This is a genomic window from Curtobacterium sp. A7_M15, assembly GCF_030705415.1.
Classification (GTDB): domain Bacteria; phylum Actinomycetota; class Actinomycetes; order Actinomycetales; family Microbacteriaceae; genus Curtobacterium.
On record NZ_JAUZED010000001.1, the window covers coordinates 61,790 to 77,392 of the forward strand.

Here is a 15,603-nt window from a genome sequence, read left to right on the forward strand (position 1 = left end):
CCAAGGAACTCACCCCGTGCGATTCGGATACTGGACCCCGCTCTTCGGCGGCTGGCTGCGCAACGTCGACAACGAGAACATGCCGGTCACCTTCGACTACGTCAAGCGGCTGGCGCAGCGCGCCGAGCGGATCGGCTTCGACCTGACGCTCGTGCCGGAGCTCAACCTCAACGACATCAAGGGCACGGCAGCGCCGTCGCTCGAGGCCTGGTCGCTCGCGGCGGCCATCGCGGCGACGACCGAGCGTCTCGAGATCATGGCCGCCATGCGCCCCGGCTACCACCTGCCGGCGGTCACGGCGAAGCAGGCGGCGACCATCGACGACATCTCCTGCGGCCGGTTCACGTTCAACGTGGTGAGCGCGTGGTGGGCGGAGGAGGCGAAGCAGTACGGCGGCATCTTCTCCGAGCACGACGACCGGTACAAGCGCACCGCGGAGTTCGTCGAGATCATGAAGGGGCTCTGGCGGGAGACGCCGTACTCCTTCCACGGGGAGTACTACGACATCGAGAACAGTCACCTCGAGCCGAAGCCCCGCGTGACCCCGCGCATCTACGCCGGCGGTGAGAGCGAGGCCGGCAAGGCGGCGATCACCGGGTACGCCGACGCCTACGTGACCCACGGCGGCACCGTCGAGGAGCTCCGGACGAAGATCGCCGAGATGCGGCGGCGCCGGGTCGACGCCGGCCTGCCGCCGTTCGAGGCGTTCGGCATGGCCGCCTACGTCATCGTCCGCGAGACCGAGGAGGAGGCACAGGCCGAGCTCGCCCGGATCACCGACGTGCAGCACGGGCGCGCGTACGAGTCGTACCAGGACTTCATCTCGAAGTCGCAGCTCGAGCACGTCCCCTCGCTCGAGGACTACTCGGTATCAAACCGTGGCCTCCGCCCCGGGTTCGTCGGCACGCCTTCCCAGGTCGCCGCGCGCATCCGGGAGTTCGAGGACGCCGGCGTGGACACCCTGCTGCTGCAGTTCTCGCCGCAGTTGGAGGAGATGGAGCGCTTCGGCGAGCAGGTCATCCCGCTCGTGCGCCCGTCGGTCGTGCCGACCGGGGTCGCTTCGTGAGCGCCGAGGACAGCGCCGAGCAGGGGTGGGCGTTCGAGACGAGGCAGATCCGCGCCGGGTACAAGGCCGACCCGGGCTGGGGTGCCAACGTCCCGCCGATCGCGCAGAGTGCCGCGTTCGTGTACCCGTCGGGCGAGGACGCGGCCGACCGGTTCATGCTCAATGCTCCGGGCCACACGTACTCGCGGGTGAACAACCCGTCCGCCGCGGCGCTCGAGCGGCGCATCGCCGACCTCGAGGGCGGTGTCGGCGCCCTCGCCCTGGCGTCCGGTCAGGCGGCGACCTCGCTCGCCGTGCTCGGCCTCGCCCGCGCCGGCGACCACATCGTGTCGAGCGCATCACTGTACGGTGCGACCTACACGCTCTTCGCGTCGACGCTGGGCGACCTCGGCATCGCGTTCACGTTCGTGCAGGACCCGACCGACCTCGACGAGTGGGCGGCGGCGGTCCGTCCGGAGACGAAGGCGTTCTTCGGGGAGTCGATCCCGAACCCGCGCGGTGACGTCCTCGACTTCGCGGGCGTGGCCGGCGTCGCCCACGAGCACGGGGTGCCGCTCATCGTGGACAACACCATCGCGACGCCGTACCTCGTCCGCCCGATCGAGCACGGTGCGGACATCGTCGTGCACTCGGCGACGAAGTACCTCGCCGGGCACGGCAGCGCCATCGCCGGACTCATCGTGGACAGCGGGAACTTCGACTGGGCGGCGCACGCCGAGCGCTATCCGCAGCTCGCCACCACCGAGCAGTCCGGCTTCGCGAACACGAACTTCGCGTCGAAGTTCGGGCGGCGGGCGTTCATCCAGCGCACTCGGTCGAAGCTGTCGGCCGACCTCGGCCCGGCGATCGCACCCTTCACCGCCTTCCTCGTGCTGCAGGGCATCCAGACCCTGTCGCTCCGGATGGACCGGCACGTGTCGAACGCGGCGGCGGTCGCCTCGTGGCTGGACGCGCACGACCAGGTGCTCGGCGTGCACTACGCCGGGCTGCCGTCGTCGCCGTGGCACCACCTGCAGCAGCGCTACGTGCCGCAGGGGCCGTCCGCGGTGCTCGCGTTCGACCTCGACGGCGGGGTCGACGCCGGGCGGCGGTTCGTCGCGGCACTCGAGCTGTTCGACCACGTGTCGAACATCGGCGACGTGCGCTCGCTCGTCGTGCATCCGGCGTCGACGACCCACGTGCAGATGACCTCCGCCGAGCGGGCGTCCGCGGGGGTCGGGGACGGGCTGATCCGGCTGTCCGTCGGACTCGAGCACGTGGACGACATCCTCGCGGACCTCGCGCGCGGCTTCGCGGCTGCATCGGGATAGGTTGGGGGCATGACCACGCTGGCCGCTCCGACCCGCGTGCGGACGCGCGCCCCCGGGAAGATCAACGTCTACCTGTCGGTCGGTGCCCTGCAGGACGACGGTTACCACGACGTGGCGACGGCGTACCAGGCGGTCTCGTTGTACGAGGACGTCTCGGCCGAACCGGCGGACGACTTCTCGGTGACCTTCACCGGGCCCATCGACACCCGGGCAGTCCCGGTGGACGAGTCGAACCTCGCGATCCGGGCAGCGCGCCTCGTCGCCGACGCAGCCGGGTACCGCGGGGGCGTCCGACTGACCATCGACAAGCAGGTCCCGGTCGCCGGGGGGATGGGGGGCGGCTCCGCCGACGCGGCAGCGACCCTGCTCGCCGTCGACACCCTGTGGGGCACCGCGCTCGGGCGCGAGGAACTGCTGCGCCTCGCCGCCCAGCTCGGCGCCGACGTGCCGTTCGCCTTCGCCGGCGGGACGGCGGTCGGTACCGGGCGTGGCGACGAGCTGAGTCCAGCCCTGGCCAAGGGCGAGTTCCACTGGGTGCTCGCCCTGAGTGACTCCGGTCTCTCGACGCCGGCCGTGTACCGGGCGCTGGACGAGCACCGGGATCGGTACCGCGCGGACATCGCACCCGCACCCACCACCCCCGTGGTCGAGGCGAACGTGCTGCAGGCCCTCCGCGCCGGCGATCCCGACCTGCTCGCGGACTGCCTGCACAACGACCTGCAGGCACCGGCGATGCGCCTCCAGCCCTCGCTCGCCGCGACCCTCGAGATCGGTGAGAAGGCCGGGGCCCTCGCGGGCCTGGTGTCGGGGAGCGGGCCGACGGTGGCGTTCCTCGTCGCCGACCGTGACGCCGCGCTCGAGGTGCAGGTCGAGCTCAGCGCCGCCGGCATGGTGGCGGTCCGTGCCGCCGGACCGGTGCACGGCGCCCGCGTCCTGCACTGACGGCGCCCGCGTCCTGCACTGACGGCGCTGCGGACGGCCGCGATCCGCGGCGCCCCGTCGGCCGATCAGCTCCGCACGTACTCCGTGATGACGACCGTGCCGGTCTTCCAGTGCTCCTTCGCGGTGAAGCCGTGCTCGGCGAGCACCGCGGCGGTCTCCGGCTGGATGTTGCGCGCCTTCACCGTCCCGCCGACGAACCAGACCGTGTCGATGTCACCCAGCCGGCTCGGGATCACGCTCGCGAGGTCGCCGTTCTGGTTCCAGAGGACGCCGGACTCGGCACCGTTCTTCTCGACGCCCAGGTCGGTCATGCCCGCGAACGCCGAGGGGTACGCGACCCGGATGATGTCCGCAGTCGTACCGGGGTGCCCGTAGACGCTGCCGAACACGACGCCCTCGTCCGCGTCGGCACGGCTGGCGCTCCGTTCGGCGGTGATGATCGAGGCGGCGCGCGCCCAGGTCGAGTCCTGCTTCGCGAGCGGCTCCTTCACGGCCACGGCCGTCGGCACCGACAGCACGAGGACGGCGGCCACACCGGCGGCGAGCAGCGCCTTCGGTCGGACCAGCGTCAGCGCGAGGGCGATGAGCAGCGCGACGAACGGCAGGCTGAGCGTGGCGTACTTCGGGGAGTACAGGTGCTTCCCCATCGCGGTGGCCAGGACGAGCGCAGCCGTGGGGATCACCACGAGGGGGACGGCGACGCGGACGGCTTGCGCCCGGACGAGCGACCGCACCGTGGCGGACCGCCGGTGCGCCTCGACGAGGGCGAACACCGTGCCGACGAGCATGAGCGCCCAGGCGCCGGCGGCGTACGCGTCGACGCCGCCGAACCACGCCGTGGCGAACACCTGCGCGCCGGTGCGCTCGCCGATGCCGGCGATCCAGGCCACCTGCTTCGACTGCGACGCGACCTCGACGACGAGCGGGGACACGGCCACCGCTGCGAAGGCTGCCGCGATCGTCCATCGGAGCAGGACGCCGCGTGTGACCAGGGCCGGTCCCAGGTCGTCGCCGCGGCGGGACACCGTGGCACGACGGACGGTCGCGCGCCGGGCCACCAGCGTCCAGAGCAGGGTGACGGCGTGCGCGACGACCGCCAGCGAGAGGTAGACGTTGAAGCTCACCGACACGAGCGCGAGCGCGCCGTAGACCGCCCACCAGTGCAGGCTGCGACCCGTCCGGGTGCGCCGGACCGCGGTCAGACCGACGAGGGTGAGGCACACGGCCAGGGTCGTGATCGTGGCGTACGGTCGGCCCTCGGAGCCGGCCCACTGCACCCGGGGCAAGGCGAGGAACACGAGACCGGCGGTGATGCCCAGGCGTCGTCCGCCGAGCCGACGCCCGAGCGCGACGAGGAGCCCCGCAGCCACACCGATGGCGAGGGCGCTCGGGAACCGCAGCGTGAAGGGCGTGTACCCGACGAGCCAGAACCAGACGTGCATCAGCGCGTAGTAGAGCCCGTGCACCGCGTCGACGCTGTGCAGCTCGGCCCAGAGCTGCGGCCAGCTCCGCTGTGCGCTCGTGACGGTCGCGGCCTCGTCGTACCAGAGCGACGGGACCCAGGCGAAGGCGGCGCAGACGATCACGCCGAACGCGCCGACCGTGAGTTCGGGTGTGCGGACCACCGCGGTGCCGACGCTCGACACGAGTCGCCGCAGCCGGGACCGGAAGCGGGTACGGACCGGCGCGATCCCCGTCGTTCGGGGGATGCTGATGGTGCCGGTCCGCGGTGCAGTCACGGTGAGGACGGTAGCCGCGGCGGCTGGGCAGGTGCCCGGCGTCCGCGCAGCCCAGACTGAGAGTTCCACATACCGGTATCGTGCGGAGGACCATGACGAAGCTCCGCATCCGCGACGCCGCTCGGTACCTCGGCGTCAGCGACGACACCGTCCGGCGGATGATCGACGCCGGCGCCTTCACGCGCTCGACGGACACCTCGGGGCGAACCGTGGTCGACGGCCGGGAACTCGCGGCGCACATCCGCGGCACCGGCGGCCAGCTCGACGATCCGTCGGGGGCGAGGAGTTCGGCGCGGAACCGCTTCGTCGGGATCGTCACCGACCTCGTCGTCGTCGGGGTGATGGCGCAGGTGGAGCTGCAGAGCGGTCCGCACCGGGTGGTGTCGCTCATGAGCGCCGAGGCCGTGCGGGACCTCGGGCTCGAGGTCGGGACCGTCGCCGTGGCCTCGGTCAAGGCGACGATGGTGTCGGTCGAGGTGCCGGCGGACGCGAGCGACGCATGACCGACGACCGCCGTCGGTTGCTCTCCCGCACCGCGGCCCTGCAGGGCGCGGGGGACCGTGCCGTCCGGGCCCTGTCCGAGGCGAGTGTCCTCGTCGTCGGCGCCGGGGGCCTCGGCGCGCCCGTGCTCACCTACCTCGCGGGCGCGGGACTCCGACGGGTCACCGTCGTCGACCACGACGTCGTCGACACGTCGAACCTCGCGCGGCAGACGCTCTTCGCCGCGGCGGACGTCGGTCGCCCCAAGGCCGAGTGCGCGGCCGAGCGGGTGCGGGGCGTCGACCCCGAGCTCGAGGTCGTCGCACTCGCCGAGCCGTTCCGTGCCGGCCACGTCCAAGGCCACGACGTGGTGGTCGACGCCGCGGACAGCGTCGAGGTCACCCGGGCGATCTCGGACGCCTGCGCGGTGGCCGGGGTCCCGTTCGTGTGGGGCACGGTCCTCGGGACGGACGGGCAGGTGTCGGTGTTCCACGACGCCGGGCCGGACCCGATCGACTTCCACGACCTGCACCCCGACGCCCTGCCGGACGAGGGGTCCTGTGCGCTCGACGGCGTGCTCCCTGCGCTGTGCGGCGCCGTCGGATCGGTGATGGCCGCGCAGGTCACCGCGATCGTCGCCGGCATCGGGGAGCCGTTGACGGGGCGGGTGCTGACGGTCGACGCCCGACGGTGGCGGTGGACCGAGAGCACGCTCCGGCGCGGTCCCGGATCGCGGCGTCCGTCCCCCTCGGTCGACGAGGCGCCGCCCCGGATCGCCCCGGCAGCACTCGCCGCCCGCCTCGACCGTGCCACCGACGGCGTCGGCGGACCCGTCCTCGTCGACGTCCGCACCCCGGCCGAACGCGCGACCGGGATCGTGCCCGGCAGCATCCGTCCGGAGGACCTCACCGCTGACGACGAACGACCCGTCGTCGTGGTGTGCGCCAGCGGAGTCCGGGCGACCGCCTGGGCGCGCTCGGCCCGTGCCGAGGGCCGCGACGCGACCGTCCTCGACGGCGGCATCCAGGCCTGGGAGCGCGAGGGGCTGCCCACCAGGACGCCAGGTGCAACCGCAGATGCGGGTACGATCGGGGCATGACGACGCATGTGCGGACAGCAGCCCTCCTGATCGCCGCGACCGCTCTCGTCACCGTCGGCCTGGCGGGATGTGCCACGGCCGCCCCGGGCACCGGCGCGAGCAGCAGCGCGAGCAGCGCGTCCGCAGCCCCGACCGGGACGATCACGGTGTTCGCCGCGGCCTCGCTCCAGAAGACGTTCACGACGCTCGGGAAGCAGTACGAGGCCGCCCACCCCGGCACCACCATCACCTTCTCCTTCGCCGGCTCGAGCGACCTCGTCACGCAGATCCAGAACGGTGCCCCCGCCGATGTCTTCGCGTCCGCCGACGAGGCGAACATGGACAAGCTCGTGGGGACCGACGTGACGGCCGGGTCGCCGCGGGCCTTCGCCACGAACGTCCTCGAGATCGCGGTGGCTCCCGGCAACCCGAAGGGGATCACCAGCCTGGACGACCTGACCGCGTCGGACGTGCAACTCGTCACCTGCGCCACCCCGGTGCCCTGCGGTGCCGCGACCGCCGAGGTCGAGCAGGCCACCGGTGTCGACCTGCGGCCGGTCAGTGAGGAGCAGTCCGTGACCGACGTCCTCGGCAAGGTCGAGTCCGGCCAGGCGGACGCCGGCCTCGTCTACGCCACCGACGTCGAGGGAGCCGACGGCAAGGTCGACGGCGTCCGGTTCGACGCGGCGTCGAAGGCCGTGAACACCTACCCGATCGGTGTCCTGGAGCACTCGTCGAACCCCGGCCTCGCGGCCGCGTTCACGGCGTACGTCCGCTCGGAGGCGGGCCGGAAGGTCCTCGCCGACGCCGGCTTCGGAGCCCCCTGACCCGTGCCGGACCACACCGACCGAACACCCCGGGCGAGCCGGTCCGTCCGCATGCCGGTGCCGTGGTGGCTCCCGGTCCCGGCTGTCCTGGGCGGCCTGTTCGTGGTCGTCCCGGTGCTCGCGATGGTCGGCCGCGTCGACTGGGGATCGTTCGGAGCACTCGTCACGTCGCCCGCCTCGCTGACCGCCCTGGGGCTGAGCCTCGGGACCGCTGCCGCCGCGACGGGCATCGCCTTCGTGCTCGGCTACCCGCTCGCCGTCCTGTTCGCCCGCTCGACCTCCCGGTGGATCGGGGCCGCGCGCGCCCTCGTCCTGCTGCCGCTCGTGCTGCCGCCGGTCGTCGGGGGGCTGGCGCTGCTCGCGGCGTTCGGTCGGCTCGGCGTCGTCGGGGCGTGGCTCGACGACCACGGTCTGCGGATCGCGTTCACCATGACGGCGGTCGTCATCGCGCAGACCTTCGTCGCGATGCCCTTCCTGGTGTCGTCGATCGAGGGCGCGCTGCGCGTCGGCGGTGACCGGTTCGAGCGGGTCGCTGCGACGCTCGGTGCGTCCCCGACCCGGACGTTCCTGACCGTGACGACCCCGCGGGTGCTCCCGGGCATCCTGGCCGGGCTCGTCCTCTGCTTCGCCCGTGCCCTGGGCGAGTTCGGCGCGACCCTCACGTTCGCCGGCAGTCTGCAGGGTGTGACCCGGACGCTGCCGCTCGAGATCTACCTGCAGCGCGAGATCGATCCGGACACCGCGGTCGCGCTCGCGCTCGTGCTGGTGGTCGTGGCGCTCGTGGTCATCGGCGCCTCCGCGCTCCGCACCCGGACGGCCCTCGCGTGAGCGGCGGCCGGGCGGCGAACACCGGGCTGCGTGCCCACGTCGTCGTCCCCGACCGCGGCGTGGACGTGCACCTCGACGTCGGTCCGGACGAGTGCGTCGCGCTCATCGGGCCGAACGGCGCCGGCAAGTCGACGGTCGTCGAGGCCCTCGCCGGGCTCCTGCGCGTCCGGTCCGGCTCGGTCCTGCTCGGCGACCGCGACCTCACCGGCGTCCGAGCGCACCGCCGCGGGGTCGGCCTGGTCGCGCAGCGCGCGGACCTCTTCCCGCACCTCTCGGTCGCCCGCAACGTCGGTTACGGACCGCGCGCGGCCGGTTCCGGGGGCCGGGAGGCGCGGCGCCGCTCCGACGCAGCCCTCGCCGCCGTCGGCGTGGCCGGTCTGGCGGACCGCGCACCGGGGACCCTCTCCGGAGGGCAGGCCCAGCGCGTCGCGATCGCCCGCGCCCTCGCCACCGACCCGGCGCTCCTGCTCCTCGACGAACCCACCTCGGCCCTCGACGTCGATGCCCGGAGCGAGGTCCGTGCCGCCCTCGCGACCGCTGGGGCCGGGCGACCGACGGTCCTCGTCACGCACGACCCGCTCGAGGCGGTCACCCTCGCGGACCGCATCGTCGTGCTCGAGGCCGGCCGGGTCGCCGAGCAGGGGCCGACCGCCGTCGTGCTCGGCCGTCCGACCAGTCCGTTCGCGGCGTCCTTCTCCGGTCTGACGCTCCTGCGCGGCACGGCGACCAGGGGTGGGATCGCACTCGACGACGGGGGCGCGCTCGCGTCGTCGACCGGCACCGTGCCTCCCGGTCCCTCGGCCCTCGCCGTCTACCACCCCACGGCCGCCGTCGTGACGCGCGACGGTGCCGGGCCGGAGCGTCGGGTGACCGGGCTCGAGCCGCGGGACGGGCTCGTCCGCGTGCGGGCCGGCGAGCTCGTGGCGGACGTCACGGTCGCGGTGGCCGCAGCACTGGGGCTCGCACCCGGTGACGCCGTCCGCATCGCGGTGCCGCCTGCGGAGCTGACGGTCTACCGGCCCGACGGACCCGCCGGCGACTGAAGCGCAGCCGGCCCGGGCTCAGCCCCCGGCGAAGGGCGGCATGACGTCGACGACGGCCACGCCGTCGAGCGCGGTCGACCGGTCGCGCGTCGTCACCCCGTCGACCAGGTACGAGCAGCGCTCCTGCAGCGCCCGCCAGCGGTCGGGATCGGCCGGGGTGACGGACCGCAGGGCCTCGTCGAGCGTCGTGGCCGCCAGCGAGACCTCGTCGACGCCCACCGCAGCCCGTGCCGCGGCGAAGAACCGGATCGTCGTCATGGTCACCCGCCGATCGCGCTCATGCCCCGCGTGGGGTGCACCAGGTCGTCGCTGTCGTCGCCGTGGTCACGGGGCTTCGCCCACATCGCACGGCGCCAGAGCTCGGCGACCTCGTCGTCGGAGGCGCCCTGGCGCATCGGGCCGAGCACGTCGGTCTCGTCGTCCGAGAACAGGCAGCTGCGGACGTTGCCGTCGGCGGTCAGACGGGTTCGGGTGCAGTCGGCGCAGAAGGACTCGGTGATGCTCGCGATGATGCCGATCGTGCCGAGTTCCGCACCGACGCTGCCGTCGACCGTCCGTTCGAGCACCCGGAAGCGCTCGGCCGGGGCGCCGTCGCGCGGGGAGTCGTCCGGGACGAGTCCGAACGACTCCGAGATCATCGCCCGGGTCTCGGCCGCGGTCACCATCGACGTGCGGTCCCAGGCGTGGTCGGGGTCGAGCGGCATCTGCTCGATGAACCGGAGCTCGTAGCCGCGGTCCAGGCACCACCGCATCAGGTCCGGTGCCAGGTGGTCGTTCACCCCGCGCAGCAGGACGGCGTTCACCTTGATCGCGAGCCCGGCCTCGTGCGCGGCCGACAGCCCGGCGATGACCTTGTCGAGGAACGGACGACGGGTGACCTCGGTGAAGACGTCCGGGTCGACGGTGTCGAGCGACACGTTCACGCGTCGGAGCCCGGCGTCGTACAGGGCACCCGCACGGTGGGCGAGGCCGATCGCGTTCGTGGTGAGCGAGAGTTCCGGGGCGTCGGGGAGCGCGGCGCACCGGGCGATCACGTCGACGAGGTCGTGGCGGAGCATCGGCTCGCCGCCCGTGAAGCGGACCTTGCGCACGCCGAAGCGTTCGGTCCCGAGCCGCACGAGCCGTTCGATCTCGGCCGCCGTCATGAGCGCGTCGTCCGGGGCGAACGGCAGCCCGGCCGCCGGCATGCAGTAGGTGCAGCGGAGGTTGCAGCGCTCGGTGAGCGACACGCGCAGGTCGACCGCGCGCCGCCCGAACCGGTCGAGCAGGCCGCCGGTCGAGTCGAGCATGGTCGCGGGTGCCATGAGCGTCAGCGTACGGGGTCCGCGGGTCGTCCACCTGACGACATCGCGAGCGCTCGCTCGCGGAAGGCGAGTCGGCGCCCCCAGCGCTCCCAGTCGGAGCGCCGGGTGCGCACCAGCGTCACGACGACGATCACGGCGATCGCGGCGGCGAGCCACCACCGGTAGGCGTCCGCCGAGGGCCAGACCCCGCGCAGGGCGATGGCGAGGCCGATCGACAGCCACTCCCAGCGTCCCGAGAGCACCACGAAGGGGATGAGGAGCAGGGCGTACCAGGGGTAGCGCGGACTCACGGCGAGGAAGGTCACGCCGATGAGCAGGACCTCGCCGGACCAGGGTCGCGTCGGGTCGGACAGCCGCCACGCCACGAACGCCGCCAGCAGGACGAGCAGTCCGACCACGATCGTCGCCGCGTCGCCGTGGAAGACGAGCGAGACCAGGGCGAACCGGGAGCCGTCCTCGTAGCCCTCTTCCGAGAGGTACCCGGGCAGGTAGCCGAGGACGTCGAGGCCGGTGGTCAGCACGTACGGCACGTAGAGCAGCCCGAACACCGCGATGCCGACCGGGATCGCCCACCAGTTCCGCCACCGACCGAGCAGCGGCGGGTACACGATCGCGGGGATGAGCTTCGTCGCGGTCGCGGCGCCGAGGGCGATCCCGCCCCAGATCGGGCGGCCGAACGCCACGAGCACGGCGCCGGCGGTGGCGAGCGCCGCCCCGAGGGCGTCGACGTGCGAGTTGGTCACGGCCTCGGACGCGACGAGCGGCGACCACGCCCACAGGGCGGCCCACCACGTCGGACGGCCGAGCTTGCGGAGCACGACGACCAGGCCCGCGGTGACGCCGAGCGACAGGAGCAGCCCCGCCACCTGGAACGGCATGTACTGCGCGGTGGCCGGCACGAACGCCCGCACCGCGGCGAACCACAGCTGCGCCATCGGCGGGTAGATCGTCACGACGTCCGGCCGGTTGATCGCGACGCAGTGCCCGTCCGCACCGTCGCCGAGGCCGCGGAACCGAGGCTCGAGCGGCTTGCACGTGCCGTCGACCTTGTCGGGGAAGAGCCAGTCGGGGCGCAGACCGGCCAGGGCGTTCGACTGCGGCGTGTGCGCGTACGGCGAGATCCCCGCGTGCTGCACGATGCCGTCCCAGGCGTAGCGGGCAGAGTCGGTGCTGGTGTTCGGCGGCCCGGCGAGGGCGGCGAGCCCGACCACCAGTCCACCGCCGACCACGAGCCACGTCGTCCACTTCGCCGGGACGAACCGCAGCACGAGCACCGCGAGCGCGAACACCGTCCAAGCGATCAGGGTCCACGCAACGAATGGGGAACGATGACCGGACCGGAGGAACCCCAGATGCGTGACGCCGAAGGCGATGACGCCCGCCAGGGCCAGCACGCCGACCACGGCCAGCACGGTCGGCAGGAGTCGGCCGGGGCGAAGTCGTTCTCTCATGGTGCGACGAGGCTATCCATGGTCCGCGGGCTGCTCCTGGATGCACGATCCACGATGGCGTCGCCGAACCGGAACGCTCGGACGGCGGTCGTCCTGGGCCGGCTGCTCGGCGTGGCGTTCCTGGTCTGCTTCGCGACGGGCGTCTACAGCTACTTCCTGCAGCAGCCGCTGCCGTGGATGCGGTTCCCGACCCGGCCCGCGCAGCTCTACCAGTTCACGCAGGGCGTGCACATCACCGCCGGGATCGCGATCATCCCGCTGCTGCTCGCGAAGCTCAACACCGTGATGCCGGCCCTCGTGCAGACCCCGCCGGTGCGTGGTCCGCTGCACCTGCTCGAGCGGCTCTCCATCGCCGTGTTCGTGGCGTCGGCGCTCGTGCAGGTGACCACGGGCCTGCTCAACACGTACCAGTGGTACCCGTGGCCGTTCCCGTTCAAGCAGGTCCACAACGCGCTCGCCTACGTGCTCATCGGGTCCCTCGTGCTGCACATCGGCGTGAAGCTCCGGCTGATCACCCGGTACTGGCGGAAGCGCGACTCGTACGACGAGCACGGACGGTTCGTGGTCGACCCGGACGCCGGGAGCGAGCTGCTGTCGCCGGTCCAGGAGGCACTTGTCGCCTCCGCCGCACCGGATGCGGCATCGCAGTCGGTCGCGTCCTACCCCCGCGGCATCACCGGCCGTGTGCTCCGCTGGGTGGACGGCGTGCCGCCGGAGCCGGCTGCGCCGGAGAGCGCTGCCGAGACTCGCCTCGGCGGACAGGACTCGGCGTCCGAGACCCGAGCGGCGTCCGAGGAGCCGAGCATCGGCGAGCCGCAGGCCGGTGCGGCGGAGGCGAGCCGGGCCTCCCGGGCCACACCGGACGCGACCCGGGGCCGACGCGAGCGGATCGCGCGGCGCGGCTTCTTCGCCGGCGTGACCGCCGCGACGGTCGGCGTCGTGGCACTGACCGCCGGACAGTCGAGCACGCTCGCCGAACCCGTCAACGTGTTCGGCGCACGGCAGCGGCACCGCGGGCCGAACGACCTGCCGGTCAACCGCACGGCCCGGGCCGCCGGCGTGCTGGCCACCGCCACCGCCGCCGACTGGTCGCTGACCGTCGTCGGACACGACGTGAGCCGCACGTTCTCGCGGGCGGAGCTCATCGCGCTCGGGACGGCCGAGGCCGAGCTCCCGATCGCCTGCGTCGAGGGCTGGAGCCAGATGGCGACCTGGAAGGGCGTGCGGATGAGCGACCTGCTCGGCGCCGTCCAGGCGCCGCCGGGGTCGCACGTGCGGGTGACGAGCCTCGAGCGGCACGGCGGGTACCGCGTCATGGACATGGGCCCCGAGTACGCCGAGGACCCGACGACGCTCGTCGCGCTCGAGCTGAACGGCGCGACGCTCGACCTCGACCACGGGTTCCCGGCGCGGATCATCGCTCCCGGACGACCCGGCGTCCTGCAGACCAAGTGGATCGAGAAGATCGAGGTGATCGCATGAGGGCCGCACGCATCGTGCTCGTCGTGGTCGGGGTGCTCGTCATCGCGTTCGGGGCGTACGTCCTCGTGACGACGGTCCGACCGAACCGGATCGGGGGGCTGGCGACCTGGCTCCTCGGTGCCGTGGTCCTGCACGACGCGATCCTGTCGCCGTTCGTCGTCGCGGTGGGGCTCCTGCTGCGCCGGAGCGGCCGGACGCTGCGGGCTTGGGCGCTCGTCGTCGTGCAGGCGGTCGTCGTGCTCGGGAGCGTCCTGGCGTTGGTGGTCCTGCCGGAGATCGCGGCGAAGGCGCACGGGCAGAAGAACCCGACGGTGCTGCCGTTCGACTACGGTGCACGGCTGCTCGTCGTCGAGGGAGTCCTCCTGCTCGTGGTGGTGGTGGTCCTCGTGGTCGCCGCCCGTCGTCCGGCACGCGCTCGGGTGACCACTGGTTGAACCGACAACCTTTCGGTAGACTCAAGTCATGACCGACGACACCCCGTGGCTCACCCGCGACCAGCTGCGCGCGTGGATGAAGCTCGTCGCGGTCATGGAGCTCCTGCCGGCCGCGCTCGACCAACAGCTCCAGCGCGACGCCGACCTGACGCACTTCGACTACATGGTCATCGCGATGCTCTCGGAGACCGACTCCCGGACGCTCCGGATGTCGGCGCTCGCCTCGGCGACGAACGCCTCGCTGCCGCGGCTGTCGCACGTGGTGTCCCGCCTCGAGAAGCGCGGCCTCGTGGCGCGCTGTCCCTCGACCGACGACCGACGCGCGACCGACGTCCGGCTGACCGACGCCGGCTACGCGACCATCGTCGACGCGGCACCCGACCACGTCCGGACCGCCCGCCGCGTGGTGATCGACGCCCTCAGCGACGAGCAGGTCGGGCAGCTCGACGGCATCGCCGCGGCGCTCCTCAGCCGGCTCGACCCCGAGGGGCGCTTCGCAGCCCTGACCTACCCGCGCGACGACGACGAGCCCGCCATCTGCGAGGCTCGTCTGACCGGAACGGCGACCGACTGAGCACGCCTGCACGCGCGCCTGGTGACGGTGGGCGTTGCAATAGGCTCGCCGCATGACCGAGTCCGCCGCGCCGTCCGACACGTACTCCTACCTCGGACCCGCCGGGACCTTCACGGAGGCCGCCCTCAAGCTCGTCGACGCAGCGGCCGGCAAGCCCTGGCGGAGCGTGAACAACGTCGGCGAGGCCCTCGACGACGTCGTCAGCGGCCGGTCGATCGGTGCCGTGATCGCGATCGAGAACAGCGTCGACGGCGGGGTCAGCGCCACGCAGGACGCCCTCGCCCGGATCCCCGGCGTGCGCATCGTGGGGGAGTACCTCGTCCCCGTCGACTTCGTGCTCGTGGCCCGGCCCGGCACCGCACTCGCCGACGTCCGGACGGTGAACGCGCACCCCGTCGCCTACGCGCAGACCCACAACTGGCTCGAGGCGAACGTCCGCGGGCACGGACACATCCCGGCGTCCTCGAACGTGGCCGCCGCGGCCGCCCTGCTCGACGAGCACCCCACCGCCGACGCCGCGGTCGCGCCCCCGGGGATCACCGACCACTACGCGCTCGAGGTCCTCGCCTCGTCCATCGGCGACAACGCCTCGGCGGTCACGCGGTTCGTCCTCGTGTCGAAGACCCTCGCGCTGCCCGAGCCGACCGGCGCCGACAAGACGAGCGTCATCGTCGAGCTGCCCGCCGACCACCCCGGCGCCCTCGTCGACATGCTGGAGCAGTTCGCGACGCGGGGCATCAACATGGGGCTGCTGTCCTCGCGGCCGATCGGCGACGAGCTCGGGCGCTACCGCTTCGTCATCGACCTCGACGGGCACGTGCGGGACGAGCGCGTGGCGGACGCGCTGCTCGGCCTGCGGCGGTTCAGCCCGCGCGTGACGTTCCTCGGGTCGTACCCGCGGGCCGACGGGGTCCGTCCCGAGGTGCCCGCGCGCTACTCGGACGTCGCGTTCGTCGAGGCACGCGACTGGCTGCGCGCGATCGTGTCGGGCGAGCCCGAGGCGCGCTGAGCGCTGCGCGCTGCCGCAGTGTGCGAGGTCTCGACG

General features: G+C 73.0%; 16 protein-coding genes. 12 read left to right on the top strand and 4 right to left on the bottom strand.

The features are described from left to right. Positions 1 to 16: 16 nt before the first annotated feature. The 3 genes from Q7F20_RS00285 to Q7F20_RS00295 are packed head-to-tail and all read left to right on the top strand — an operon-like array spanning position 17 to position 3,318. Entirely contained in the window at positions 17 to 1,066 is a 1,050-nt protein-coding gene (locus Q7F20_RS00285) for an LLM class flavin-dependent oxidoreductase (protein ID WP_305738124.1), read from the top strand. Next, positions 1,063 to 2,376: an O-acetylhomoserine aminocarboxypropyltransferase/cysteine synthase family protein gene (locus Q7F20_RS00290; RefSeq protein ID WP_305738125.1), complete on the top strand. Its 1,314-nt coding sequence runs from the start codon at positions 1,063 to 1,065 to the stop codon at positions 2,374 to 2,376. The genes Q7F20_RS00285 and Q7F20_RS00290 overlap by 4 nt, the downstream gene beginning before the upstream one ends. Positions 2,377 to 2,385: 9 nt before the next feature. Further along, positions 2,386 to 3,318: a 4-(cytidine 5'-diphospho)-2-C-methyl-D-erythritol kinase gene (locus Q7F20_RS00295; RefSeq protein WP_305738126.1), complete on the top strand. Its 933-nt coding sequence runs from the start codon at positions 2,386 to 2,388 to the stop codon at positions 3,316 to 3,318. Between the two features lie 65 nt (positions 3,319 to 3,383). On the opposite strand, the gene Q7F20_RS00300 is transcribed toward Q7F20_RS00295, so the two are convergent. Then, on the bottom strand, positions 3,384 to 5,057 hold the full coding sequence (locus Q7F20_RS00300) for a glycosyltransferase family 39 protein (protein WP_305738127.1): 1,674 nt from the start codon (positions 5,055 to 5,057) through the stop codon (positions 3,384 to 3,386). A gap of 92 nt (positions 5,058 to 5,149) precedes the next feature. Between Q7F20_RS00300 and Q7F20_RS00305 the strand changes: the two genes are divergently transcribed. The 5 genes from Q7F20_RS00305 to Q7F20_RS00325 are packed head-to-tail and all read left to right on the top strand — an operon-like array spanning position 5,150 to position 9,313. After that, positions 5,150 to 5,560, top strand: a complete 411-nt coding sequence (locus tag Q7F20_RS00305; protein ID WP_305738128.1) for a molybdopterin-binding protein — start codon at positions 5,150 to 5,152, stop codon at positions 5,558 to 5,560. Beyond that, positions 5,557 to 6,636, top strand: coding sequence for a HesA/MoeB/ThiF family protein (locus Q7F20_RS00310; RefSeq protein WP_305738129.1), 1,080 nt, complete (start codon positions 5,557 to 5,559; stop codon positions 6,634 to 6,636). Before Q7F20_RS00305 ends, Q7F20_RS00310 begins: the two co-directional genes overlap by 4 nt. Then, the gene (modA, locus tag Q7F20_RS00315) at positions 6,633 to 7,442 is read left to right on the top strand and encodes a molybdate ABC transporter substrate-binding protein (RefSeq protein ID WP_305738130.1); all 810 of its coding nucleotides are present in this window, start codon (positions 6,633 to 6,635) and stop codon (positions 7,440 to 7,442) included. The genes Q7F20_RS00310 and modA overlap by 4 nt, the downstream gene beginning before the upstream one ends. 51 nt (positions 7,443 to 7,493) lie before the next feature. Then, positions 7,494 to 8,270 carry an ABC transporter permease gene (locus Q7F20_RS00320; protein WP_305738162.1) on the top strand — a complete coding sequence of 259 codons (777 nt, stop codon included), beginning with the start codon at positions 7,494 to 7,496 and terminating at the stop codon, positions 8,268 to 8,270. After that, positions 8,267 to 9,313: an ABC transporter ATP-binding protein gene (locus Q7F20_RS00325; protein WP_305738131.1), complete on the top strand. Its 1,047-nt coding sequence runs from the start codon at positions 8,267 to 8,269 to the stop codon at positions 9,311 to 9,313. The genes Q7F20_RS00320 and Q7F20_RS00325 overlap by 4 nt, the downstream gene beginning before the upstream one ends. Before the next feature lie 18 nt (positions 9,314 to 9,331). Here Q7F20_RS00325 and Q7F20_RS00330 read toward each other — a convergent pair whose 3' ends face one another. From Q7F20_RS00330 to Q7F20_RS00340, 3 genes are read right to left on the bottom strand one after another with little or no spacing between them, the layout of a single operon-like run. Continuing rightward, positions 9,332 to 9,571 carry a MoaD/ThiS family protein gene (locus Q7F20_RS00330; protein ID WP_305738132.1) on the bottom strand — a complete coding sequence of 80 codons (240 nt, stop codon included), beginning with the start codon at positions 9,569 to 9,571 and terminating at the stop codon, positions 9,332 to 9,334. A gap of 2 nt (positions 9,572 to 9,573) precedes the next feature. Beyond that, complete coding sequence (moaA, locus tag Q7F20_RS00335) at positions 9,574 to 10,617, bottom strand: GTP 3',8-cyclase MoaA (RefSeq protein ID WP_305738133.1); 1,044 nt, start codon at positions 10,615 to 10,617, stop codon at positions 9,574 to 9,576. A 5-nt stretch (positions 10,618 to 10,622) separates the two neighbouring features. Then, positions 10,623 to 12,068 (bottom strand): glycosyltransferase family 87 protein, encoded by a 1,446-nt coding sequence (locus tag Q7F20_RS00340; RefSeq protein ID WP_305738134.1) that lies wholly within the window; start codon positions 12,066 to 12,068, stop codon positions 10,623 to 10,625. 54 nt (positions 12,069 to 12,122) lie between these two features. On the opposite strand from Q7F20_RS00340, the gene Q7F20_RS00345 reads away from it, so the two are divergent. From Q7F20_RS00345 to pheA, 4 genes are read left to right on the top strand one after another with little or no spacing between them, the layout of a single operon-like run. Further along, positions 12,123 to 13,550 (top strand): molybdopterin-dependent oxidoreductase, encoded by a 1,428-nt coding sequence (locus tag Q7F20_RS00345; RefSeq protein ID WP_305738135.1) that lies wholly within the window; start codon positions 12,123 to 12,125, stop codon positions 13,548 to 13,550. After that, on the top strand, positions 13,547 to 13,984 hold the full coding sequence (locus tag Q7F20_RS00350) for a hypothetical protein (RefSeq protein WP_305738136.1): 438 nt from the start codon (positions 13,547 to 13,549) through the stop codon (positions 13,982 to 13,984). Before Q7F20_RS00345 ends, Q7F20_RS00350 begins: the two co-directional genes overlap by 4 nt. Positions 13,985 to 14,012: 28 nt before the next feature. Next, the gene (locus Q7F20_RS00355; protein ID WP_070418120.1) at positions 14,013 to 14,558 is read left to right on the top strand and encodes a MarR family winged helix-turn-helix transcriptional regulator; all 546 of its coding nucleotides are present in this window, start codon (positions 14,013 to 14,015) and stop codon (positions 14,556 to 14,558) included. A 52-nt stretch (positions 14,559 to 14,610) separates the two neighbouring features. Then, positions 14,611 to 15,567, top strand: coding sequence for a prephenate dehydratase (pheA, locus tag Q7F20_RS00360; RefSeq protein WP_071296051.1), 957 nt, complete (start codon positions 14,611 to 14,613; stop codon positions 15,565 to 15,567). The last annotated feature ends 36 nt before the right edge of the window (positions 15,568 to 15,603 follow it).

What these genes read in the sequence shown, in the direction of transcription:
- Q7F20_RS00295 (WP_305738126.1), top strand. Translation starts at nt 2,386, where the DNA reads ATGACCACGCTGGCCGCTCCGACCCGCGTGCGGACGCGCGCCCCCGGG.
- Q7F20_RS00305 (WP_305738128.1), top strand. Translation starts at nt 5,150, where the DNA reads ATGACGAAGCTCCGCATCCGCGACGCCGCTCGGTACCTCGGCGTCAGC.
- Q7F20_RS00310 (WP_305738129.1), top strand. Translation starts at nt 5,557, where the DNA reads ATGACCGACGACCGCCGTCGGTTGCTCTCCCGCACCGCGGCCCTGCAG.
- modA (WP_305738130.1), top strand. Translation starts at nt 6,633, where the DNA reads ATGACGACGCATGTGCGGACAGCAGCCCTCCTGATCGCCGCGACCGCT.
- Q7F20_RS00320 (WP_305738162.1), top strand. Translation starts at nt 7,494, where the DNA reads ATGCCGGTGCCGTGGTGGCTCCCGGTCCCGGCTGTCCTGGGCGGCCTG.
- Q7F20_RS00330 (WP_305738132.1), bottom strand. Translation starts at nt 9,571, where the DNA reads ATGACGACGATCCGGTTCTTCGCCGCGGCACGGGCTGCGGTGGGCGTC.
- moaA (WP_305738133.1), bottom strand. Translation starts at nt 10,617, where the DNA reads ATGGCACCCGCGACCATGCTCGACTCGACCGGCGGCCTGCTCGACCGG.
- Q7F20_RS00340 (WP_305738134.1), bottom strand. Translation starts at nt 12,068, where the DNA reads ATGAGAGAACGACTTCGCCCCGGCCGACTCCTGCCGACCGTGCTGGCC.
- Q7F20_RS00345 (WP_305738135.1), top strand. Translation starts at nt 12,123, where the DNA reads ATGGCGTCGCCGAACCGGAACGCTCGGACGGCGGTCGTCCTGGGCCGG.
- Q7F20_RS00350 (WP_305738136.1), top strand. Translation starts at nt 13,547, where the DNA reads ATGAGGGCCGCACGCATCGTGCTCGTCGTGGTCGGGGTGCTCGTCATC.
- Q7F20_RS00355 (WP_070418120.1), top strand. Translation starts at nt 14,013, where the DNA reads ATGACCGACGACACCCCGTGGCTCACCCGCGACCAGCTGCGCGCGTGG.
- pheA (WP_071296051.1), top strand. Translation starts at nt 14,611, where the DNA reads ATGACCGAGTCCGCCGCGCCGTCCGACACGTACTCCTACCTCGGACCC.